This window comes from Rothia mucilaginosa (genome assembly GCF_901875305.1).
Taxonomy (GTDB): Bacteria; Actinomycetota; Actinomycetes; order Actinomycetales; family Micrococcaceae; genus Rothia.
In genome coordinates, this window is the sequence record NZ_CABFLY010000002.1 from 387,247 (window position 1) to 402,145 (window position 14,899).

At 60.3% G+C, this 14,899-nt stretch carries 12 protein-coding genes and 1 tRNA gene; 8 read left to right on the top strand and 5 right to left on the bottom strand.

Going from position 1 to position 14,899, the window contains the following annotated elements; genetic code table 11:
* Positions 1-14: 14 nt before the first annotated feature.
* A complete protein-coding gene (locus tag JX292_RS03690; protein ID WP_204861557.1) occupies positions 15-746 on the bottom strand; it encodes a metal-dependent hydrolase in 732 nt (243 codons plus the stop codon).
* 145 nt (positions 747-891) lie between these two features.
* A complete protein-coding gene (locus JX292_RS03695) occupies positions 892-1,140 on the bottom strand; it encodes an acetone carboxylase (RefSeq protein WP_204861558.1) in 249 nt (82 codons plus the stop codon).
* 284 nt (positions 1,141-1,424) lie between these two features.
* Between JX292_RS03695 and JX292_RS03700 the strand changes: the two genes are divergently transcribed.
* From JX292_RS03700 to JX292_RS03725, 6 genes are all read left to right on the top strand, one after another.
* Positions 1,425-2,141, top strand: a complete 717-nt coding sequence (locus JX292_RS03700) for a beta-ketoacyl-ACP reductase (RefSeq protein WP_049334162.1) — start codon at positions 1,425-1,427, stop codon at positions 2,139-2,141.
* Positions 2,142-2,305: 164 nt separating this feature from the next.
* Positions 2,306-3,049: an SDR family oxidoreductase gene (locus JX292_RS03705; protein ID WP_204861559.1), complete on the top strand. Its 744-nt coding sequence runs from the start codon at positions 2,306-2,308 to the stop codon at positions 3,047-3,049.
* Positions 3,050-3,175: 126 nt separating this feature from the next.
* On the top strand, positions 3,176-3,964 hold the full coding sequence (locus JX292_RS03710; protein ID WP_204861560.1) for an ABC transporter ATP-binding protein: 789 nt from the start codon (positions 3,176-3,178) through the stop codon (positions 3,962-3,964).
* Positions 3,961-4,836, top strand: coding sequence for a TrmH family RNA methyltransferase (locus JX292_RS03715; RefSeq protein WP_204861562.1), 876 nt, complete (start codon positions 3,961-3,963; stop codon positions 4,834-4,836). The genes JX292_RS03710 and JX292_RS03715 overlap by 4 nt, the downstream gene beginning before the upstream one ends.
* Positions 4,837-5,045: 209 nt before the next feature.
* Complete coding sequence (locus tag JX292_RS03720) at positions 5,046-5,303, top strand: type B 50S ribosomal protein L31 (RefSeq protein ID WP_049334166.1); 258 nt, start codon at positions 5,046-5,048, stop codon at positions 5,301-5,303.
* 285 nt (positions 5,304-5,588) lie between these two features.
* On the top strand, positions 5,589-6,731 hold the full coding sequence (locus JX292_RS03725) for an LCP family protein (RefSeq protein WP_204861564.1): 1,143 nt from the start codon (positions 5,589-5,591) through the stop codon (positions 6,729-6,731).
* Between the two features lie 245 nt (positions 6,732-6,976).
* Here JX292_RS03725 and JX292_RS03730 read toward each other — a convergent pair whose 3' ends face one another.
* Together JX292_RS03730 and pepN are read right to left on the bottom strand one after the other, a co-directional pair.
* Positions 6,977-8,242, bottom strand: a complete 1,266-nt coding sequence (locus JX292_RS03730) for a hypothetical protein (protein WP_204861565.1) — start codon at positions 8,240-8,242, stop codon at positions 6,977-6,979.
* A gap of 274 nt (positions 8,243-8,516) precedes the next feature.
* Complete coding sequence (gene pepN, locus JX292_RS03735) at positions 8,517-11,192, bottom strand: aminopeptidase N (RefSeq protein WP_204861566.1); 2,676 nt, start codon at positions 11,190-11,192, stop codon at positions 8,517-8,519.
* Between the two features lie 277 nt (positions 11,193-11,469).
* Between pepN and JX292_RS03740 the strand changes: the two genes are divergently transcribed.
* Positions 11,470-11,556 (top strand) — tRNA-Leu (locus tag JX292_RS03740).
* Between the two features lie 163 nt (positions 11,557-11,719).
* Here JX292_RS03740 and JX292_RS03745 read toward each other — a convergent pair.
* A complete protein-coding gene (locus JX292_RS03745; RefSeq protein ID WP_204861567.1) occupies positions 11,720-12,805 on the bottom strand; it encodes a 2,3-butanediol dehydrogenase in 1,086 nt (361 codons plus the stop codon).
* A 398-nt stretch (positions 12,806-13,203) separates the two neighbouring features.
* On the opposite strand from JX292_RS03745, the gene JX292_RS03750 reads away from it, so the two are divergent.
* A complete protein-coding gene (locus JX292_RS03750) occupies positions 13,204-14,787 on the top strand; it encodes an amidohydrolase (RefSeq protein ID WP_204861568.1) in 1,584 nt (527 codons plus the stop codon).
* The last annotated feature ends 112 nt before the right edge of the window (positions 14,788-14,899 follow it).

A 14,899-nucleotide genomic window follows, 5' to 3' on the forward strand; every position in this document is an offset into this window, starting at 1 on the left:
GCGAGGCTGCGGCGTTACTTTACGGCGTGGACGCCCAGTCCAAGCGTCTGGAGCGGGTACTCCACGAATCCCATCATGGCGGCGGCGTACCATCCGATATAGACGCTCAACGCGAGGGTTAGTGCCTTTTCGCGTACGCTGCCGGCGTCTCCTAGGATTGGCAGTGCCATGTAGCCGCTCTTCTTCCACAGGGGTGAGCTCACCAGTGGTTTGATGACGATGGGATAGAGAGGCAACAGACCGCGGGTGGTGAGCAGATCACCGATAAGGTGAATCGTGGCGCCCACCGAGAAAGCCCAGGGGAGGAGTGTAAGCGAGCCTGTCGTGTAGGCGGCATAACCCAGCGCAATGGCACCAATCCATCCACCGGGGGCTCCCAGAACTCGCAGGGCCAGACCTCCCGAGAAAGCGGCCAGGAGGAGTGAGGCCCACGGGATGCCGTTGTAGCTAATGCTTGCGCTAAAGTATGCGATGGCCCAGAAGGCCACTAGGCCCAGGATGGAATGGGTACCCTTGCGGTGGCCGCCGCTTACGGCTCCCACGATGCGCGCCACCCACCGCGAGACGGGTGGAATGGAATTTGCGATGCTGCCGTTGTGGTGGTCAATGTCCGGTAGCATGCCGGCCCCGGCACACGCCAGGGTTGTGACAATGAGGGTGGGGGTATCTGGAACCTGCACAACCCCTGTCTCGACCAAGGCCAGCCAGCCGGCGGCGGCGCTGACGGTGTGTGAGTATCCCATCATGGAGGGCCTCCTGAGGTGCTGGCGAGTGTGGGTATTGGTGGGGTATGTGGAGCGTTCCCTCACCTAAGTTCATTAGAACAAATATAGTATATATCGAAAGTAGTTTCGATTGAGGGTTGTCTACTCGCCGCACACTTTCAGCAGGCTACTCGCTGGTGTTCGCTCCAGAGTCGTCGAAGGGTAACGTCTGCTTCCAGAACTCGCGCTCGCGCAGGTAGTTCTCCAGCCAGCCAACATGTTCCGAGCAGGCCAGCCAAATCTTTCGGCGCTCGGGGGCGTGCACCTTGGGGTTGTTCCACAGCAGCTGGAACTCCGCTACCTGCTGGCACCCCTTACGCGAGCACTTTGCGTACTCGGGCTGCGCATCCTGCGAGAGCGAACCCAGAAGATCCATGATTCCCAAATCCTTTCACGAACGGTACGTGCGCCGCGCGGCGGCGATTCGGGCACCTCCGTGAAGGAGGAACCATGAGCTAGTCTACGCGTGAGTGTGGCGCACACAAAGGGCGTTTCCGAGGCGTGATAGAGTAACGACGAGGGAGCGAGCGCGGTGTAGCCTGCGGCACCTTGGGTATAAAACGCGGTAAAATGAGGTTTGACTGTCCATCCGTCCACACCCCGGCCGCGGAGCCGCTGCATCGGCGCTGACCGCGAGGGGTCGACTCATCAAGGAAGCTCATGAGCGAAAACACTCCCAAGACCGTCCTGGTCACCGGCGGCAACCGAGGCATCGGCTACGAAATCGCCAAGGAATTCCAGGCATCGGGCCACAACGTCTGCATCACCTACCGCAGTGGCGAGGCCCCCGAAGAATTTTTCGCCGTCAAGGCGGATGTGCGCGACGCCGACAGCATCAACGAAGCCTTCAAGGCCATCGAGGCGGAATACGGCCCCGTTGAGGTGCTGGTTGCCAACGCCGGCATCACCCGCGACATGCTCCTGATGCGCATGAAGGAAGCCGACTTCACCGACGTTATCGACACCAACCTGACCGGTTCCTTCCGCGTGGTGCAGCGCGCCATCAAGGGCATGCTCAAGCTCAAGCGCGGTCGCATCATCCTCATCTCCTCCGTGGTGGGTCTGTACGGTTCGCCCGGCCAGGTCAACTACTCCGCTTCCAAGGCGGCACTGGTCGGCATGGCCCGCTCCATCACCCGCGAGCTGGGCGGCCGCAACATCACCGCAAACGTGGTGGCACCGGGCTTCATCAACACCGCCATGACCGATGTTCTGCCCGAGGAAACCAAGAAGAACTACCTCGCCTCTATCCCGGCCGGCCGCTTCGCAGAGGCCGAGGAGGTCGCACGTGTGGTCCGTTGGCTCGCCTCCGATGAGGCAAACTACATCTCCGGCGCTGTCATCCCCGTGGACGGTGGCCTGGGCATGGGCCACTAAAGCCCGCAAAGATTGCATCTCGGCGGGTGCGACGGTACGACTGCCGTCCGCCCGCTGCGCGGCTCGCCGTACCGCCGCCTGCGTGCGCGGGCCGCGCCACAAGACATCGACGTTGCACGCAACGTTAGACACCATCGTTGAACAACACAAAGGACGTACACCGAATGGCACAGCTGACCGGCAAGACCATCATCATCACCGGCTCCTCCCGAGGCGTTGGCGCAGACACCGCGCAGATTCTCGCCGCCGAAGGCGCCAACATCGTTGTGAACTACCGTTCCAAGGCACCGCGCGCCAACAAGATTGTCAAGGCCATCGAAGAGGCCGGTGGTAAGGCCGTCGCCGTGCAGGCTGACGTGACCAAGGCTGAGGATCTGCAGACCCTCGTTAACACCGCCATCGACACCTTCGGCTCCCTGGACTACCTGATCCTGAACGCTTCGGGCGGTATGGAGACCGGCATGGGTGAGGACTACGCAATGCGCCTGAATCGCGACGCCCAGCTGAACCTGGCTCGCCTGGCCGCAGAGAAGATGCCCGAAGGCGGACGCATCGTCTTCGTGACCAGCCACCAGGCGCACTTCATCCGCGAGGTTGAGACCATGGACGAGTACCAGCCCGTCGCAGAGTCCAAGCGCGCCGGCGAAGACGCCCTGATTGCCGAGATTCCTGCACTCTCCGAGAAGGGCATCTCCCTGGTCGTGGTCTCCGCCGATATGATTGAAGGCACCGTCACCGCAACCTTGCTCAACCGCCTGCACCCGGGCGCCATCGAGCAGCGCCGCGAGACCGCAGGCAAGCTCTACACCGTCAACGAGTTCGCCCACGAAATCGCGAAGATGGTTACCGCAGACGTCGAAACCGGCCACGTTGAGCTGGTTGGCGGCGCGCGCGGCTTCATCGACTAAAGACTCCCGCGGCGGCGGCACCCAACGCGGAGTGCCGCCGCGCACCTCCTCACCCGCACCGCCCACCACCGGATGGTGCGGGGGAGTGAGGCATCACCCACCCGTCAATTCACTGGAAGAAGAACCATGAGCACCGTACTCAACCTGCAGAACGTTTCCGTCATCCGCGGCGGCCGCAAGATCCTCAACGACGTTTCCTGGACCGTGAACGAAGGTGAACGCTGGGTCGTGCTGGGCCCCAACGGCGCCGGTAAGTCCACCCTGCTTTCCGTCGCGGCGGCTCGCCTGCACCCCACCAGCGGCGAGGTTGAGATTCTTGACGAGACCCTTGGCGCGGTTGACGTTTTCGAGTTGCGCCCGCGTATCGGCCTGTCTTCCGGAGCCTCCGCAACCCAGATTCCCGCCACCGAAAAGGTTTCCGACGTGGTCGTCACCGCAGCGTACGCCGTTTCCGGCCGCTGGAACGAGGAATATGACGTCATGGACGACGAGCGTGCCACCGAACTGCTGGCCGAGTGGGGTGTCGACACCCTCGCCGACCGCGCCTTCGGGTCCCTCTCCGACGGCGAGCGCAAGCGCGCCCTCATTGCCCGCGCCCTCATGACCGACCCCGAACTGTTGCTGCTGGACGAGCCCGGCTCGGGTATGGATATCTCTGGACGTGAGGACCTCGTGGAGCGACTGACCGCCCTGGCAGCCGACCCCTACGCACCGGCCACCGTGCTCATCACTCACCACCTCGAGGAGATTCCCTCCGGCTTCACCCACGCCTTGATGATTCGCGACGGCGGTGTGGTCGCTGCAGGCCCGATGCAATCCACCATCACCGAGGCCAATCTCGCCGCAACCTACGACATGGATCTGGCCCTGACCGTGACCTCTTCGGGTCGATTCTCGGCCTTCAAGCGCGCATGAGTCGAGGCCCCAAGCAGCTGACCGCCGAGCAGATTGCCGAGCGCGCCGAACGCGTCTACGCAATTGAGTCGGTCACGCCCCTGGCCCAGGCCCCCGAGCAGCAGCTGCGGTACTACACGCAGCTGACCGATGTGAAGCTGCGTAGCGCCTTGGAGCCGCAGTGGGGCATCTACATTGCTGAATCCTCGAAGGTGATTCGTCGGGCGCTCGCTGCCGGTCATCAGCCCGTTTCCTTCCTTATGAGTGAGAAGTGGGCTGACGACCTGGCGGACGTTCTACGGGAGCACCCGGAAACCCCCGCCTACGTGGGTAGTGAGGAGCAGCTGGAACAGGTGACCGGCTTTCACCTGCACCGCGGCGCCCTGGCGGCAATGGCTCGCCCGGCACCTCAGCCTCTGCAGGAGCTGCTGAGCGGGGCGCGTCGCGTGGCCATCCTGGAGGACATCGTGGACCATACGAACGTGGGCGCGATTTTCCGTTCGGCGGCAGCCCTGGACGTAGACGCCGTGCTGGTCACCCCTCGATGCGCCGACCCGCTGTACCGCAGGTCGATTCGCGTGTCGATGGGTACCGTATTCCAGGTTCCGTGGGCTCGCCTGCGCTCTTGGCCTGCCGACCTGCAGACCCTGCACGAGTTGGGTTTCAGGAGCGCCGCTATGGCCCTGGAAGAAGACTCCCTGAGCCTGGACGAGCTGGCTGCCCGCGGTGACGAAAAGCTGGCGCTCATCCTGGGCACCGAAGGGCACGGTCTTTCGCCGCGTACCCTGGCGGCCTGCAACGATACGGTGATGATTCCCATGTCTCACGGCGTGGATTCGCTGAACGTGGCCGCAGCGAGCGCCGTCGCCTTCTGGGAGACGCGCCCGCGCTAGGGACCCCGAGCGCGCCGGGGAATCGCTATGTGATTGGCCGCGGCGCTGGGATTTAAACCGTAAAGGTGGTACCCTTAACGGGTTGTGCTCGCCCATGCGGGCGCAATGGTGATGCGCTCTCAAGTTTTCTCGACAGCCGCACATCGAAAAACCTACTCCATCTATATAAGGGCTACTGGCAAAATCCAGTAGCAGAAGAAGGTAAATCAATGAAGGCAGATATCCACCCGGAATACAAGCCGGTTCTGTTCCGCGACCTCGCATCCGGCAAGGTCTTCCTGACCCGTTCCACCCGCACCTCTGACAAGGTTGAGAAGTGGGAAGACGGCAACGAGTACCCGATCATCGAGGTTGAAATCTCGTCTGAGTCGCACCCGTTCTACACCGGTAAGCAGCGCATCATGGACTCCGCAGGTCGCGTCGAGCGCTTCAACGCACGTTTCGCAAACTTCGGCAAGAAGGCTTAATTCTTTCCAGAAGATTGCGCTGTATAGCGTTTTTAAAGCCCCGTTTCCCTTGGTTTCAAGGGAGACGGGGTTTTTCGTCAGAACGTGAGGAACGTTGTACTGCTATGGGCGGGGTTGGACCCACGCTACACAGCTGAGAGCGTTACAATGAGAAAGTATTTTGCGAGGTGTGCACACACCGCCCTCCACTAGCACCGATGATGCTCCGGCTACCGCGTCACCGGGGAATTACGGCGAAATGGGCGTTGCCTTCTCGCCCATCACCACTTCAAACAAAGGACAATCATGAGCGACGAACATTCTGAACCGTCGCAGAAGAAGAAATGGATCAAGCGTACCCTGCTGATTCTGCTGATTCTTCTGCTTGTCATTACCCTCGGTATCGGTTTCTTCATTTGGCGTGCCGGTTACACCTGGGATAGTAAGACTAAGAAATTCGACTCCATCACCAAGGTGGACGAAGACCTCAGCAAAATTAAAGAAAAGCTTGGTGAGGCTAAGCCGCTGAATATCTCGGAGCTACGGGCGCCGAAGGTCACTACCGATGCCGGGCTGGCCGCTAACGCGAGTGAGCACGACAAGAACGGCGACGGTATTCTCGATGACGGTTACAGCTACGGTGTTATCAAGGGACCTGGTACGAACATCCTGTTGCTTGGTAGCGATACCCGTACTGGTGCTGATGCAGCTTTGGTGAGTGGTTCCCGTGCAGATACCATTATGCTGATGCACATCCCGGCTGACGGCAAGGGCGTGTACATTATCTCGATTATGCGAGATACCTGGGTGAATATTCCCGGCTATGGTCCCGCAAAGATTAACGCCGCACTGAACTACGGTGGTATTTCCTTGCAGGTGGCCACGGTTGAGAACCTTGTGGGTGTGAAGATCGACCACGTAGCTGAGATTGAGTTTGAAGGCTTCAAATCTCTCGTGAACGCTATTGGCGGTGTGGATGTTCAGGTTCCCTTTGCATTTACCAGTAACGTTTGGACCTTTACTCCGGGCCTGATGCACCTTAACGGTAGTGGCGCCCTGAGCTTTGTTCGTGAACGTTACTCTTTCGCTGATGGTGACTACCAGCGTGTTCGTAACCAGCGTGCGTTCCTGCGCGGCCTGTACAGCACGATGAAGGCTAAGGGCGCGTTGAGCAACGTGGCGTCTTTCCAGTCTTCTATTGAGTCTCTGACCGACTATATGCGCGTGGACCAGGGCCTAAACGCAGCGCAGATTGCTCAGATTGCGGCTCCGGTGCTGACCAGTGGTGACACCACGATGCGTATGACCACCCTGCCGAACGCTGGCCCGGGTTGGTCTTACGACGGTCAGTCAATCATTTTTGTAGACCAGGCTGCAAATGCGCAATTGGCACATGCTTTGCAGCACGATACGATGGATCAGTTCATGGCTACCTACGGCCAGGACTAGCATTCCTTTTCACCCGATGCGGGTGATGGAACGAGGGCGGCCCCTAACCTTTCGGTGAGGGGCCGCCCTCTGCTATACCCAACCTGATATCATACGATACCGCTTCGGGGGTTCCTCAATGGTGCCCACATCGCGTGATAGTTCTGTTGGAAGGTTTCTTCGGAAGGTTGCACACAAAAAAGAGAGCGTCAGAACCCGGCACGTTGCCGACATCTGACGCTCTCTCGAAGCGCAAGGGAAATGAACTACACCGAGGTGGCGGAAGATCCGTGCACAGGCTCGTGCTCCTCTCCGTGTGCTTCCTCCTCGATGTACTCTTCGTTCTCGTAAGCGTCGTACCCGTTAGCCTGGCGGCCGAAGTAGAAAGCTACCGCAGCCACGGCGCCACCCATAATTGCAATCAGGACGCCGAGAACCGGGGTCCAGAGTATCGAAATCAGACCGGCTAGCAGTACGGCCAGGCCCGCACCCTTAACCAGGTTCAACAGTCGCTCACGCTCGGAAGGCTCGTAGTATTCCTCTTCTTCCAGGGTGTACTCAATCATCGGTTTCTCGGCGGCAGGCTCATCGGAAGCCGATTCGGGAGCGGAAGAACTGCCGGTCAGGGAGCTGATGAACCCGCGGCGCTTCTTCGGTGCCTGAACTGCAGCTTCAGCGCGGTGTCGTTCGCCCTCGCTCGGTACGTAGGCAGCGGGCACCTCATATTCCTCGCCAACCGGTAGTAGAGCCGGGACGTTATTGGGCAGAGTCTCGTACCATTCCTGCGGAATATCGGTGGGGCGTGCAGCCTGAACAGTCAGAGATAGCTCCAGGGTGTTGCCGCGAATCGTGCCCCAGGCGCTCGTGAGACGGTCATGCTCAAAGGCGTAGCGAATCACGGGAGCCAGCTGTTCAGACATCTGGGTGCTCAGACGGCCTACCAGCTTGCGGTCGTGACGCACCTCCACGGTATCAACCACACGGCCGTCGGAGGTCTTCAGCTGGTTAGCTTCCAAGGTCAGAATGACGCGACCCTCACCGCTGGGCGGCAGGATGCTGTGCAGGTATTCGGAGTGTTCCTTCTCGTCCAGCACCTTCATGGACGGTCCCTGGGGGAGCAGGGTCGCACGGGTGGGCGCATTGTTGAGGGGGAACAGCGAACCGGGCGCGGACAGGGAGAGCACACCGGTGCTCTTCACTCGCATGTCACCGCTCTCGGTACGAACCGCCACGGCGGAAAGCTGCAGGTGCGCAATCGGCTCGTAGCCGGAGGCAACCACGCGAGTAATGGGCTCCCAATAAGCCGCCGAATCGGCAACGCTCATGCGCCCAATCTTGAATTCATCAATATAGATGGCGATGCTATTCGGTTCGTAGGGGTTATCAGGCTCGGGAACGAGTCGCGCCTCACCGTACCAGATGCGTTCACGGTCGATGTGCAGTTCCTCAAAAACTTGGAGGGTTTCCGCTTCATAGTAATCGTCGGTGACAATTTCGACGCTACCGCGATCACCGAGTGCGTAGTCGACCACTGAAAACTCCTTCTGATCCGTGTCTAAATGAGCTGATACCTAGTCCATTCTCTCATGGTTTACGGGCGCACAGCTCACATATGCGGGTGACGTTTATCTGTCTTTTCTACCGGATTTCTTCCGGCCGGCGCGGTGCGGTAGCCCTTCCGGGTTGCCCTCCGCGTATTGCTCCAAACCGGAACATGCAAGCCGCCGCTCGACACATCCCCGGGAATATACCGGGAACACGCCGAACGGCGGCTCATTCCTAAGCCTGAATGCTTAACCTCGCGACTTACTGAGCCTGCAGGGAGGCGTTGAACTTCTGAGCCACAATCGAACGGTGGCCATGATCCTGGGCCTCAAGCACCAGGCGGCGCAGAGCCGACGGTGCCTCGGGGTTCGCCTCCAGCCACTGCTGAGCCAGCTTGACCGACGGGTTATCGTCTACACCCAGGCCCTCGGTGGATCCGGTGTTGTACGGAGCCTTCGGGTACAGACCGCGCACAATGCGGGTTGCCATACCAATCGAACGAGACTCCCACACGCCCAGCAGGGCGTCAAAGTACGGGCCGTAGTACTGCTCGCGCAGCTCCACCGGGCCACGCACGTAACCGTTAATGGTCGAAGCCAGAGTATCGTTCGACAGCGACTTATCGTCCATGATGGTCTTGTACGCGGCAGCCTTGCGCTCGGCGTTCGGCAGAGCGGCCATCGCATACGCGTAACCATTCGAGGAAATCGATGAGGGGCTGTACTTGGATGCACGCTCCAAATCATCCACGGTGACCAGGTTACGGCTTGCGAGCGCACCCAGAGCGCTCCAACCCAGGTTCTGGTCGTAGGGGATGCCGGTCGCATCGGCGATATCGCCGGTGGTGTCTTCGAAGGCACCGCGGGCAATATCGCGGCAGAGCTCCTCGCCCTTGGTGGCGTTGGTCGAGACCGAGATTAGGCCGCGCAGCAGAATCAGCTGCTCATCCGAACCGGGCTTAGCCTGAGCCAGAGCAGCGGAGAAGGCGTCGTACAGGGCGTCGTAGAGGCGCTCGCGGCCGGTCGGTGCCGAGAAGGTGGCGATGGCGACCTGCGAGTTGTTGACCATGGTGCCCAGCAGAGATGCGCTCGGCTCCTTGGAGACGTTGCGCACGACCGCATCCACGTAGGTGGTGACGGGCAGGCGGGCGTCGCGGACGTTCTCCCAGAGGGAGCCCCAGATGAGGCCGCGGGAGAGCGCGGATTCGAGGGTGGAGACGCCTTCGATGGCGGCCTGCAGGCCGTCCTCGTCGGTCAGGGCGACCTTGGCGTAGGTGTGGTCCTCGGCGTTGAGCATGAGTAGGTCGGCTTCACCCACGAACTTCTTCTGCTCGTCGGTCAGTTCGACGTGGTGCTCGGCGACGCGCTCGGCCGGGTACTCGAGGGAGAGCACGCCGGTGGAGACGAGCTTGCCGTCGACCAAGCGGAAGGTCTCAAGCTTTGCCACGTGGGGGCGGCCCAGCTCGGCGGGCTGCTGTGCGGGCAGTTCCTGGGTGAGGATCAGGTCGGTGAGCTGGCCGTCCTCGCCGTAGACGCGCTTGGTGCCCAGTGCGGACACGCCGGAGGTCTGCAGCCATGCGTTAGCCCATGCCTGCATGTCGCGGCCGGACACCTCGTTGAGTACCTGCAGGAAGTCGTTCAGGGAGGTGTTGCCCCACTCGAAGCGCTTGAAGTACACGCGTGCTGCTTCGATGAAGGTGTCGAAGCCAACGTAGGCGACCAGCTGCTTGAGGACGGAGGCGCCCTTAGCGTAGGTGATGCCGTCGAAGTTCTGTGCTGCGGCTTCCAGATGGGGGATGTCAGCCACGATGGGGTGGGTGGTGGGTAGCTGGTCCTGCATGTAGGCCCAGGCCTTGCGGTTGTTGGCGAAGGTGACCCATGCATCCTCGAAGTGGTTGGCTTCCTTGGCGCCGAGGGTACCCATGAAGTCTGCGAAGGATTCCTTGAGCCACAGGTCGTCCCACCATTTCATGGTGACGAGGTCGCCGAACCACATGTGTGCCATTTCGTGGCAGATGGTGTTGGTGCGGCCTTCGAGGTCGTCCTCGGTTGCGCCGGAGACGAAGATGTAGTCTTCGGTGAAGGTGACCAGGCCGGGGTTCTCCATGGCGCCGATGTTGTATTCGGGAACGAAGGCCTGCTCGTACTTGGGGTACGGGTAGGGGTAGTCGAAGAGGTCCTGGAAGAAGTCCAGGCCGTTCTCGGTGACCTTGAAGATGTGGTCGTAGTCGAAGTGCGGCTTCAGGGATTGGCGGCAGTAGGCGACCAGGGGAATGTCACCGCTGTTGACCTTGCTCTTGGGCTTGTAGGTGGTGGTTGCGGTGAAGTACTCGCCGGCCAGGATTGCGGTGATGTAGGTGGAAATCTTGGCGGTGGGGGCGAAGACGCGCTTGGAGATGGAGTCGTCGGAGGGGTCGGTCACCTGCGACTCGAGCACGGCGTTGGAGCTAACGACCCAGTCCTTGGGTGCGGTGATGCGGAAGTTGAAGACGGCCTTCAGGTCGGGCTGTTCGAAGTTGGGGAAGACGCGGCGGCAGTCGGAGGGCTCGTACTGGGTGTACAGGTACACGCGACCGTCGGAGGGGTCGAAGTAGCGGTGTAGGCCCTCGCCGGAGCGGGAGTAGTAGGAGCGGCCGTGGATGGTCAGCACGTTCTCGGCCTTCAGGTTGGCCAGGTGGATGCGTGCGCCGTCGACGACTTCGTCCAGCTTCAGTTCGACACCGTTGAGCTTGACGGAGTCAATGCTGTGGTGGATGTAGTCGATGAAGGTTTCTGCGCCGGGGGTGTTGCAGGAGAAACGGACGGTGGTGGCGGTGGGGTAGGACTCGAACTCGGGGTCCTTGGCGTTCGTTAGGTCGACGTGTACGTCGTAGGTATCAACGCTGATGAGAGCCGAACGTTCTGCGGCTTCTTCGCGGGAGAGGTTCTCGTTGTTCATAGTTCCTTATTCTAGTCGTTCCTGAGAGAAATCTGGGAGTTTGTGAGGGCCGCCAGTCATATAGCATCTGTAGCCTGTAGACCGCTTTGGGGTCTGCTGGAGGCGGTGCGTGCCGCGGCGTCTTCCGATGGGGTGTCTGGTTCGTGCCGTCCGTAACCCCCCACGCATTAATGTGATGCATAACATACTTTTTTGATTTGCGGAGTTTCCCGAAAGTCCGTATAGTATTACGTGTTGCTTCGAACGGCACCGCAAGGAAAACGTTCGAATGTCACCTGCGCGGGTGGCGGAATAGGCAGACGCGCTAGCTTGAGGTGCTAGTCCTCGCATTTAGAGGGTGGGGGTTCAAGTCCCCCCTCGCGCACAGATAATCCCCGGTTCTTCGGAGCCGGGGATTTTTGTATGCTCGGTAAGAAGCACACAGAAAAGTAGTGGGGTGAGGCTCCTTGAAGGAACCTCACCCCACACTAGCTACATTAAGGAAGCTAGAAGAACAGCTGTATCAGCTGTAACTGATTGAATCAGTATTACTTAGCCAGACGCTTCGGGTCGGTGGTGACCAGAATCTTCACAGCGGTCTCATTGTGGTGGATCAGGGTGTCGAAGCCCTTGTCAATCAGATCCTCCACAGCAATCTTGCCGGTGATGAAGGGCTTGAGGTTAATCTTGCCGGACTCAACAAGCTTAATGGTCTCCGGGTGAGAGTTCACGTATGCGATGGTGCCGCGAACCTCAATTTCCTTCAGCACGACCTTCTGAACATCCAGGGAAGCGGGCTTGCCCCAAATGGAGACGATGACGACCTTACCGGTCGGCTTGAGGGCATCCAGAATCAGGTCCAGTGCAGGCTGAACAGAGGTGCACTCGAAGGCGATGTCAGCACCACGGCCGTCAGTCAGCTTCAGAATCTCAGCCAGAACATCGGTCTCTGCGGGGGAGAAAGCGTAATCAGCAACACCGGAGTCCAGAGCCTTCTGGCGACGCAGCGGGGACAGCTCGGAGATGATGACCTTAGCGCCCTTAGCCTTCAGAACTGCGGAGGTCAGCAGACCGATGGGGCCAGCACCGGTGACCAGTGCGTATGCGCCCTCCTCGAACTCGCCTGCACGCTCAACAGCGTGGTAGCCAACGCTCAGGGGCTCAATCAGTGCAGCCTCGTCCAGGGGAATGTTGTTAGGAATCTTGTGAACCCAGCGACGCTTGACGGCAACCTTCTCAGACAGACCGCCACCGCGACCTGCCAGACCAATGAAGTTCATGTCCTTGGACAGGTGGTAGTCCTTGGACTCGGGGCCGGTGTAAACATCATCAGCAATGATGTAGGGCTCAACGACAACGTGGTCGCCGACCTTCAGGTCGTCAACGCCCTCGCCCAGTGCCTCAACGACACCGGAGAACTCGTGGCCGAGGGTCACGGGGGAGTCCTCACCGGAAATCGGGTGGGGGTGGCCATGCTTGGGGCAGAAGATAGGACCGTCGAGGTATTCGTGCAGGTCGGTACCGCAAATACCGCACCAAGCGACCTTAATCAGAACCTCGCCCGCAGCGGCTTCGGGTGCGGGGATGTCTTCAATGCGGATGTCGTGGCGGTCGTAGAAGCGTGCTGCCTTCATGGGATGGAGCTCCTTATTAAACGTGGTTGTGGCGCCTCACTGCGGTGTGCAGTCGTCAGGCGGTTACTATCGGGTTCTACCATGATGAGCGGTAGAACCGCGGGATACGCACGCAAGGTTGAAAAGGGAGGAAACCTTGCAGACACGCTCACCGAGATAGCGAACCTTCCTGCCGTTACGCTCATCGCAACGCCGGTTGTAGGAGGGCGGTAGGATTACCGCTCCCATTACTTAACGCTACTCCTGTGAAGCGCAGAAACCTAGGCGACATACAAAAAATCTTTTATGTGACGCACATTTCTTCATAAGGTTATTTTGACCTATCGGATAGAGTCATTTCGACCCAACACATGCGAGTTGGCTAGCATCAATGATGCGCACACGGTAGCGTAGATTCCATGAGCACAATCCCCGCAAACACTCCCGAACCCCCTATCATCTCCGAAGCTGAAACCACACTCGGAGCACAACCCTCTCGCCCCAAACAACCAACCCCCACCGTGCACCACTACGCCGCCCCGGACGCCGACCGACAGCGCGGCAGCGAGTACGCCGAGGTACTTGCCTACGAGACACAACAGCGCAAGAACGCCGCCGACCGCATCGGCAGAGGCAAACACTCCAGCGGCCACCACGAAGACCCCAACCGCGGAGACTCTTTCCACAAACCCCACCCCGAGAAGCACCCGGGTAACGGTCAGCCTCTCAATCGCCGCCTCGATCACGACTGCGGGCTAGAGGACACCCGCCGAGCCCTTGCGGAATCCATCACCAACCGCGCCAGCGACCTCACCGAAATCCTTCGAGCAATCCACGCCCATCCCGAAACCGCCTACCGCGAGCACTTCGCCTCATCCACGCTCGTCGAGGCCGTGCACACCGCGTACCCAAACCTCACCGTCACCTACCCCGCCTTCGGAATCGATACCGCCTTTGCAGTCGAGCTAACCAGCGCCGACTATGACCCCGCCAAACACCGCACTATCGCGATTCTCTCCGAATATGACGCACTACCGGGCATCGGGCACGGTTGCGGTCACAACGTGATCGCCACAGCCGGCCTCGGAGCGTTCCTCGCCCTGACGGATGCGCTCGCGGCGACCCCGAACGCTTTCAGTGGGCGGGTTCTCTACTATGGCACGCCCGCCGAAGAGTCTGATGCCGGCAAGGAGCTCATGGCCCGCGCAGGTGCGTTTGACACCGTGGATGCCGCAATCATGGTGCACCCCTACTTCATGGATGTGGCGGATCAGGCGTGGCTGGGCCGCCGCGAATGTCGCGTCACCTACACCGGTGTGAGTGCGCACGCCTCCTCGCATCCCTTTATGGGACGCAATGCGTTGGATGCGGCTAGCCTCGCATACCAGGGGCTCGGGCTGCTGCGACAGCAGATTCCCGGGTCGGACCGCATCCACGCGATTATTGATCGCGGGGGAGAGGCGCCGAATATGATTCCTGCTGTTGCGAGCTTGCACATTAATATCCGTTCCAAGCATGCATCCACCCTGCGGGCGCTCTCGCGCCGTGTGGAGGAGGTGTTGCGCGGTGCCGCACTCATGGCTGGGGTGTCTGCCGAGGTGACGTGGGATAGCGCGCCTATGACTATGCCTGTGCGCGCCAACGGGCCGCTGTTGAAGCGGTGGGTGGCCTCCCAGCATGTTGTGGGTCGTCACCCGTATCCGCCCGGAACTGCTAGTGATACTCTTGCAGCCTCTACGGACTTCGGTAATGTGAGCCTGCGTGTGCCCGGTATTCACCCGCTCATTGGTATCGCTCCCGAAGATACCGGCATGCACACCGAGCAGTTCGCGGTTGCGGCCAATTCTCCCGAGGCGGTGGCTGGCGCCCTGGATGCCGCCTTTGGCTTAGCTTTTGTAGCGGTGGATTACCTGATTGATGACGAGCTAGCCCGCGACGTGCGTACCCATTTTGAGGAGGCTGGCGGCGCTGTGGATGTGGAGGGTTACTTCGAGGGGCAGTAGTGTCTTCGGCGTGGTGATGGCCTGAATCTGTGGTGGGCCCTCCATCGGGCGCTCCGGCGCCCCGTGAGTTTGTACTCGCGTTAGGGGGGGGTGAGGTAGCCCAAGCTGTTCA

Coding starts and splice junctions, on each gene's coding strand:
- JX292_RS03690 (WP_204861557.1), bottom strand. CDS start 746: ATGATGGGATACTCACACACCGTCAGCGCCGCCGCCGGCTGGCTGGCC.
- JX292_RS03695 (WP_204861558.1), bottom strand. CDS start 1,140: ATGGATCTTCTGGGTTCGCTCTCGCAGGATGCGCAGCCCGAGTACGCA.
- JX292_RS03700 (WP_049334162.1), top strand. CDS start 1,425: ATGAGCGAAAACACTCCCAAGACCGTCCTGGTCACCGGCGGCAACCGA.
- JX292_RS03705 (WP_204861559.1), top strand. CDS start 2,306: ATGGCACAGCTGACCGGCAAGACCATCATCATCACCGGCTCCTCCCGA.
- JX292_RS03710 (WP_204861560.1), top strand. CDS start 3,176: ATGAGCACCGTACTCAACCTGCAGAACGTTTCCGTCATCCGCGGCGGC.
- JX292_RS03715 (WP_204861562.1), top strand. CDS start 3,961: ATGAGTCGAGGCCCCAAGCAGCTGACCGCCGAGCAGATTGCCGAGCGC.
- JX292_RS03720 (WP_049334166.1), top strand. CDS start 5,046: ATGAAGGCAGATATCCACCCGGAATACAAGCCGGTTCTGTTCCGCGAC.
- JX292_RS03725 (WP_204861564.1), top strand. CDS start 5,589: ATGAGCGACGAACATTCTGAACCGTCGCAGAAGAAGAAATGGATCAAG.
- pepN (WP_204861566.1), bottom strand. CDS start 11,192: ATGAACAACGAGAACCTCTCCCGCGAAGAAGCCGCAGAACGTTCGGCT.
- JX292_RS03745 (WP_204861567.1), bottom strand. CDS start 12,805: ATGAAGGCAGCACGCTTCTACGACCGCCACGACATCCGCATTGAAGAC.
- JX292_RS03750 (WP_204861568.1), top strand. CDS start 13,204: ATGAGCACAATCCCCGCAAACACTCCCGAACCCCCTATCATCTCCGAA.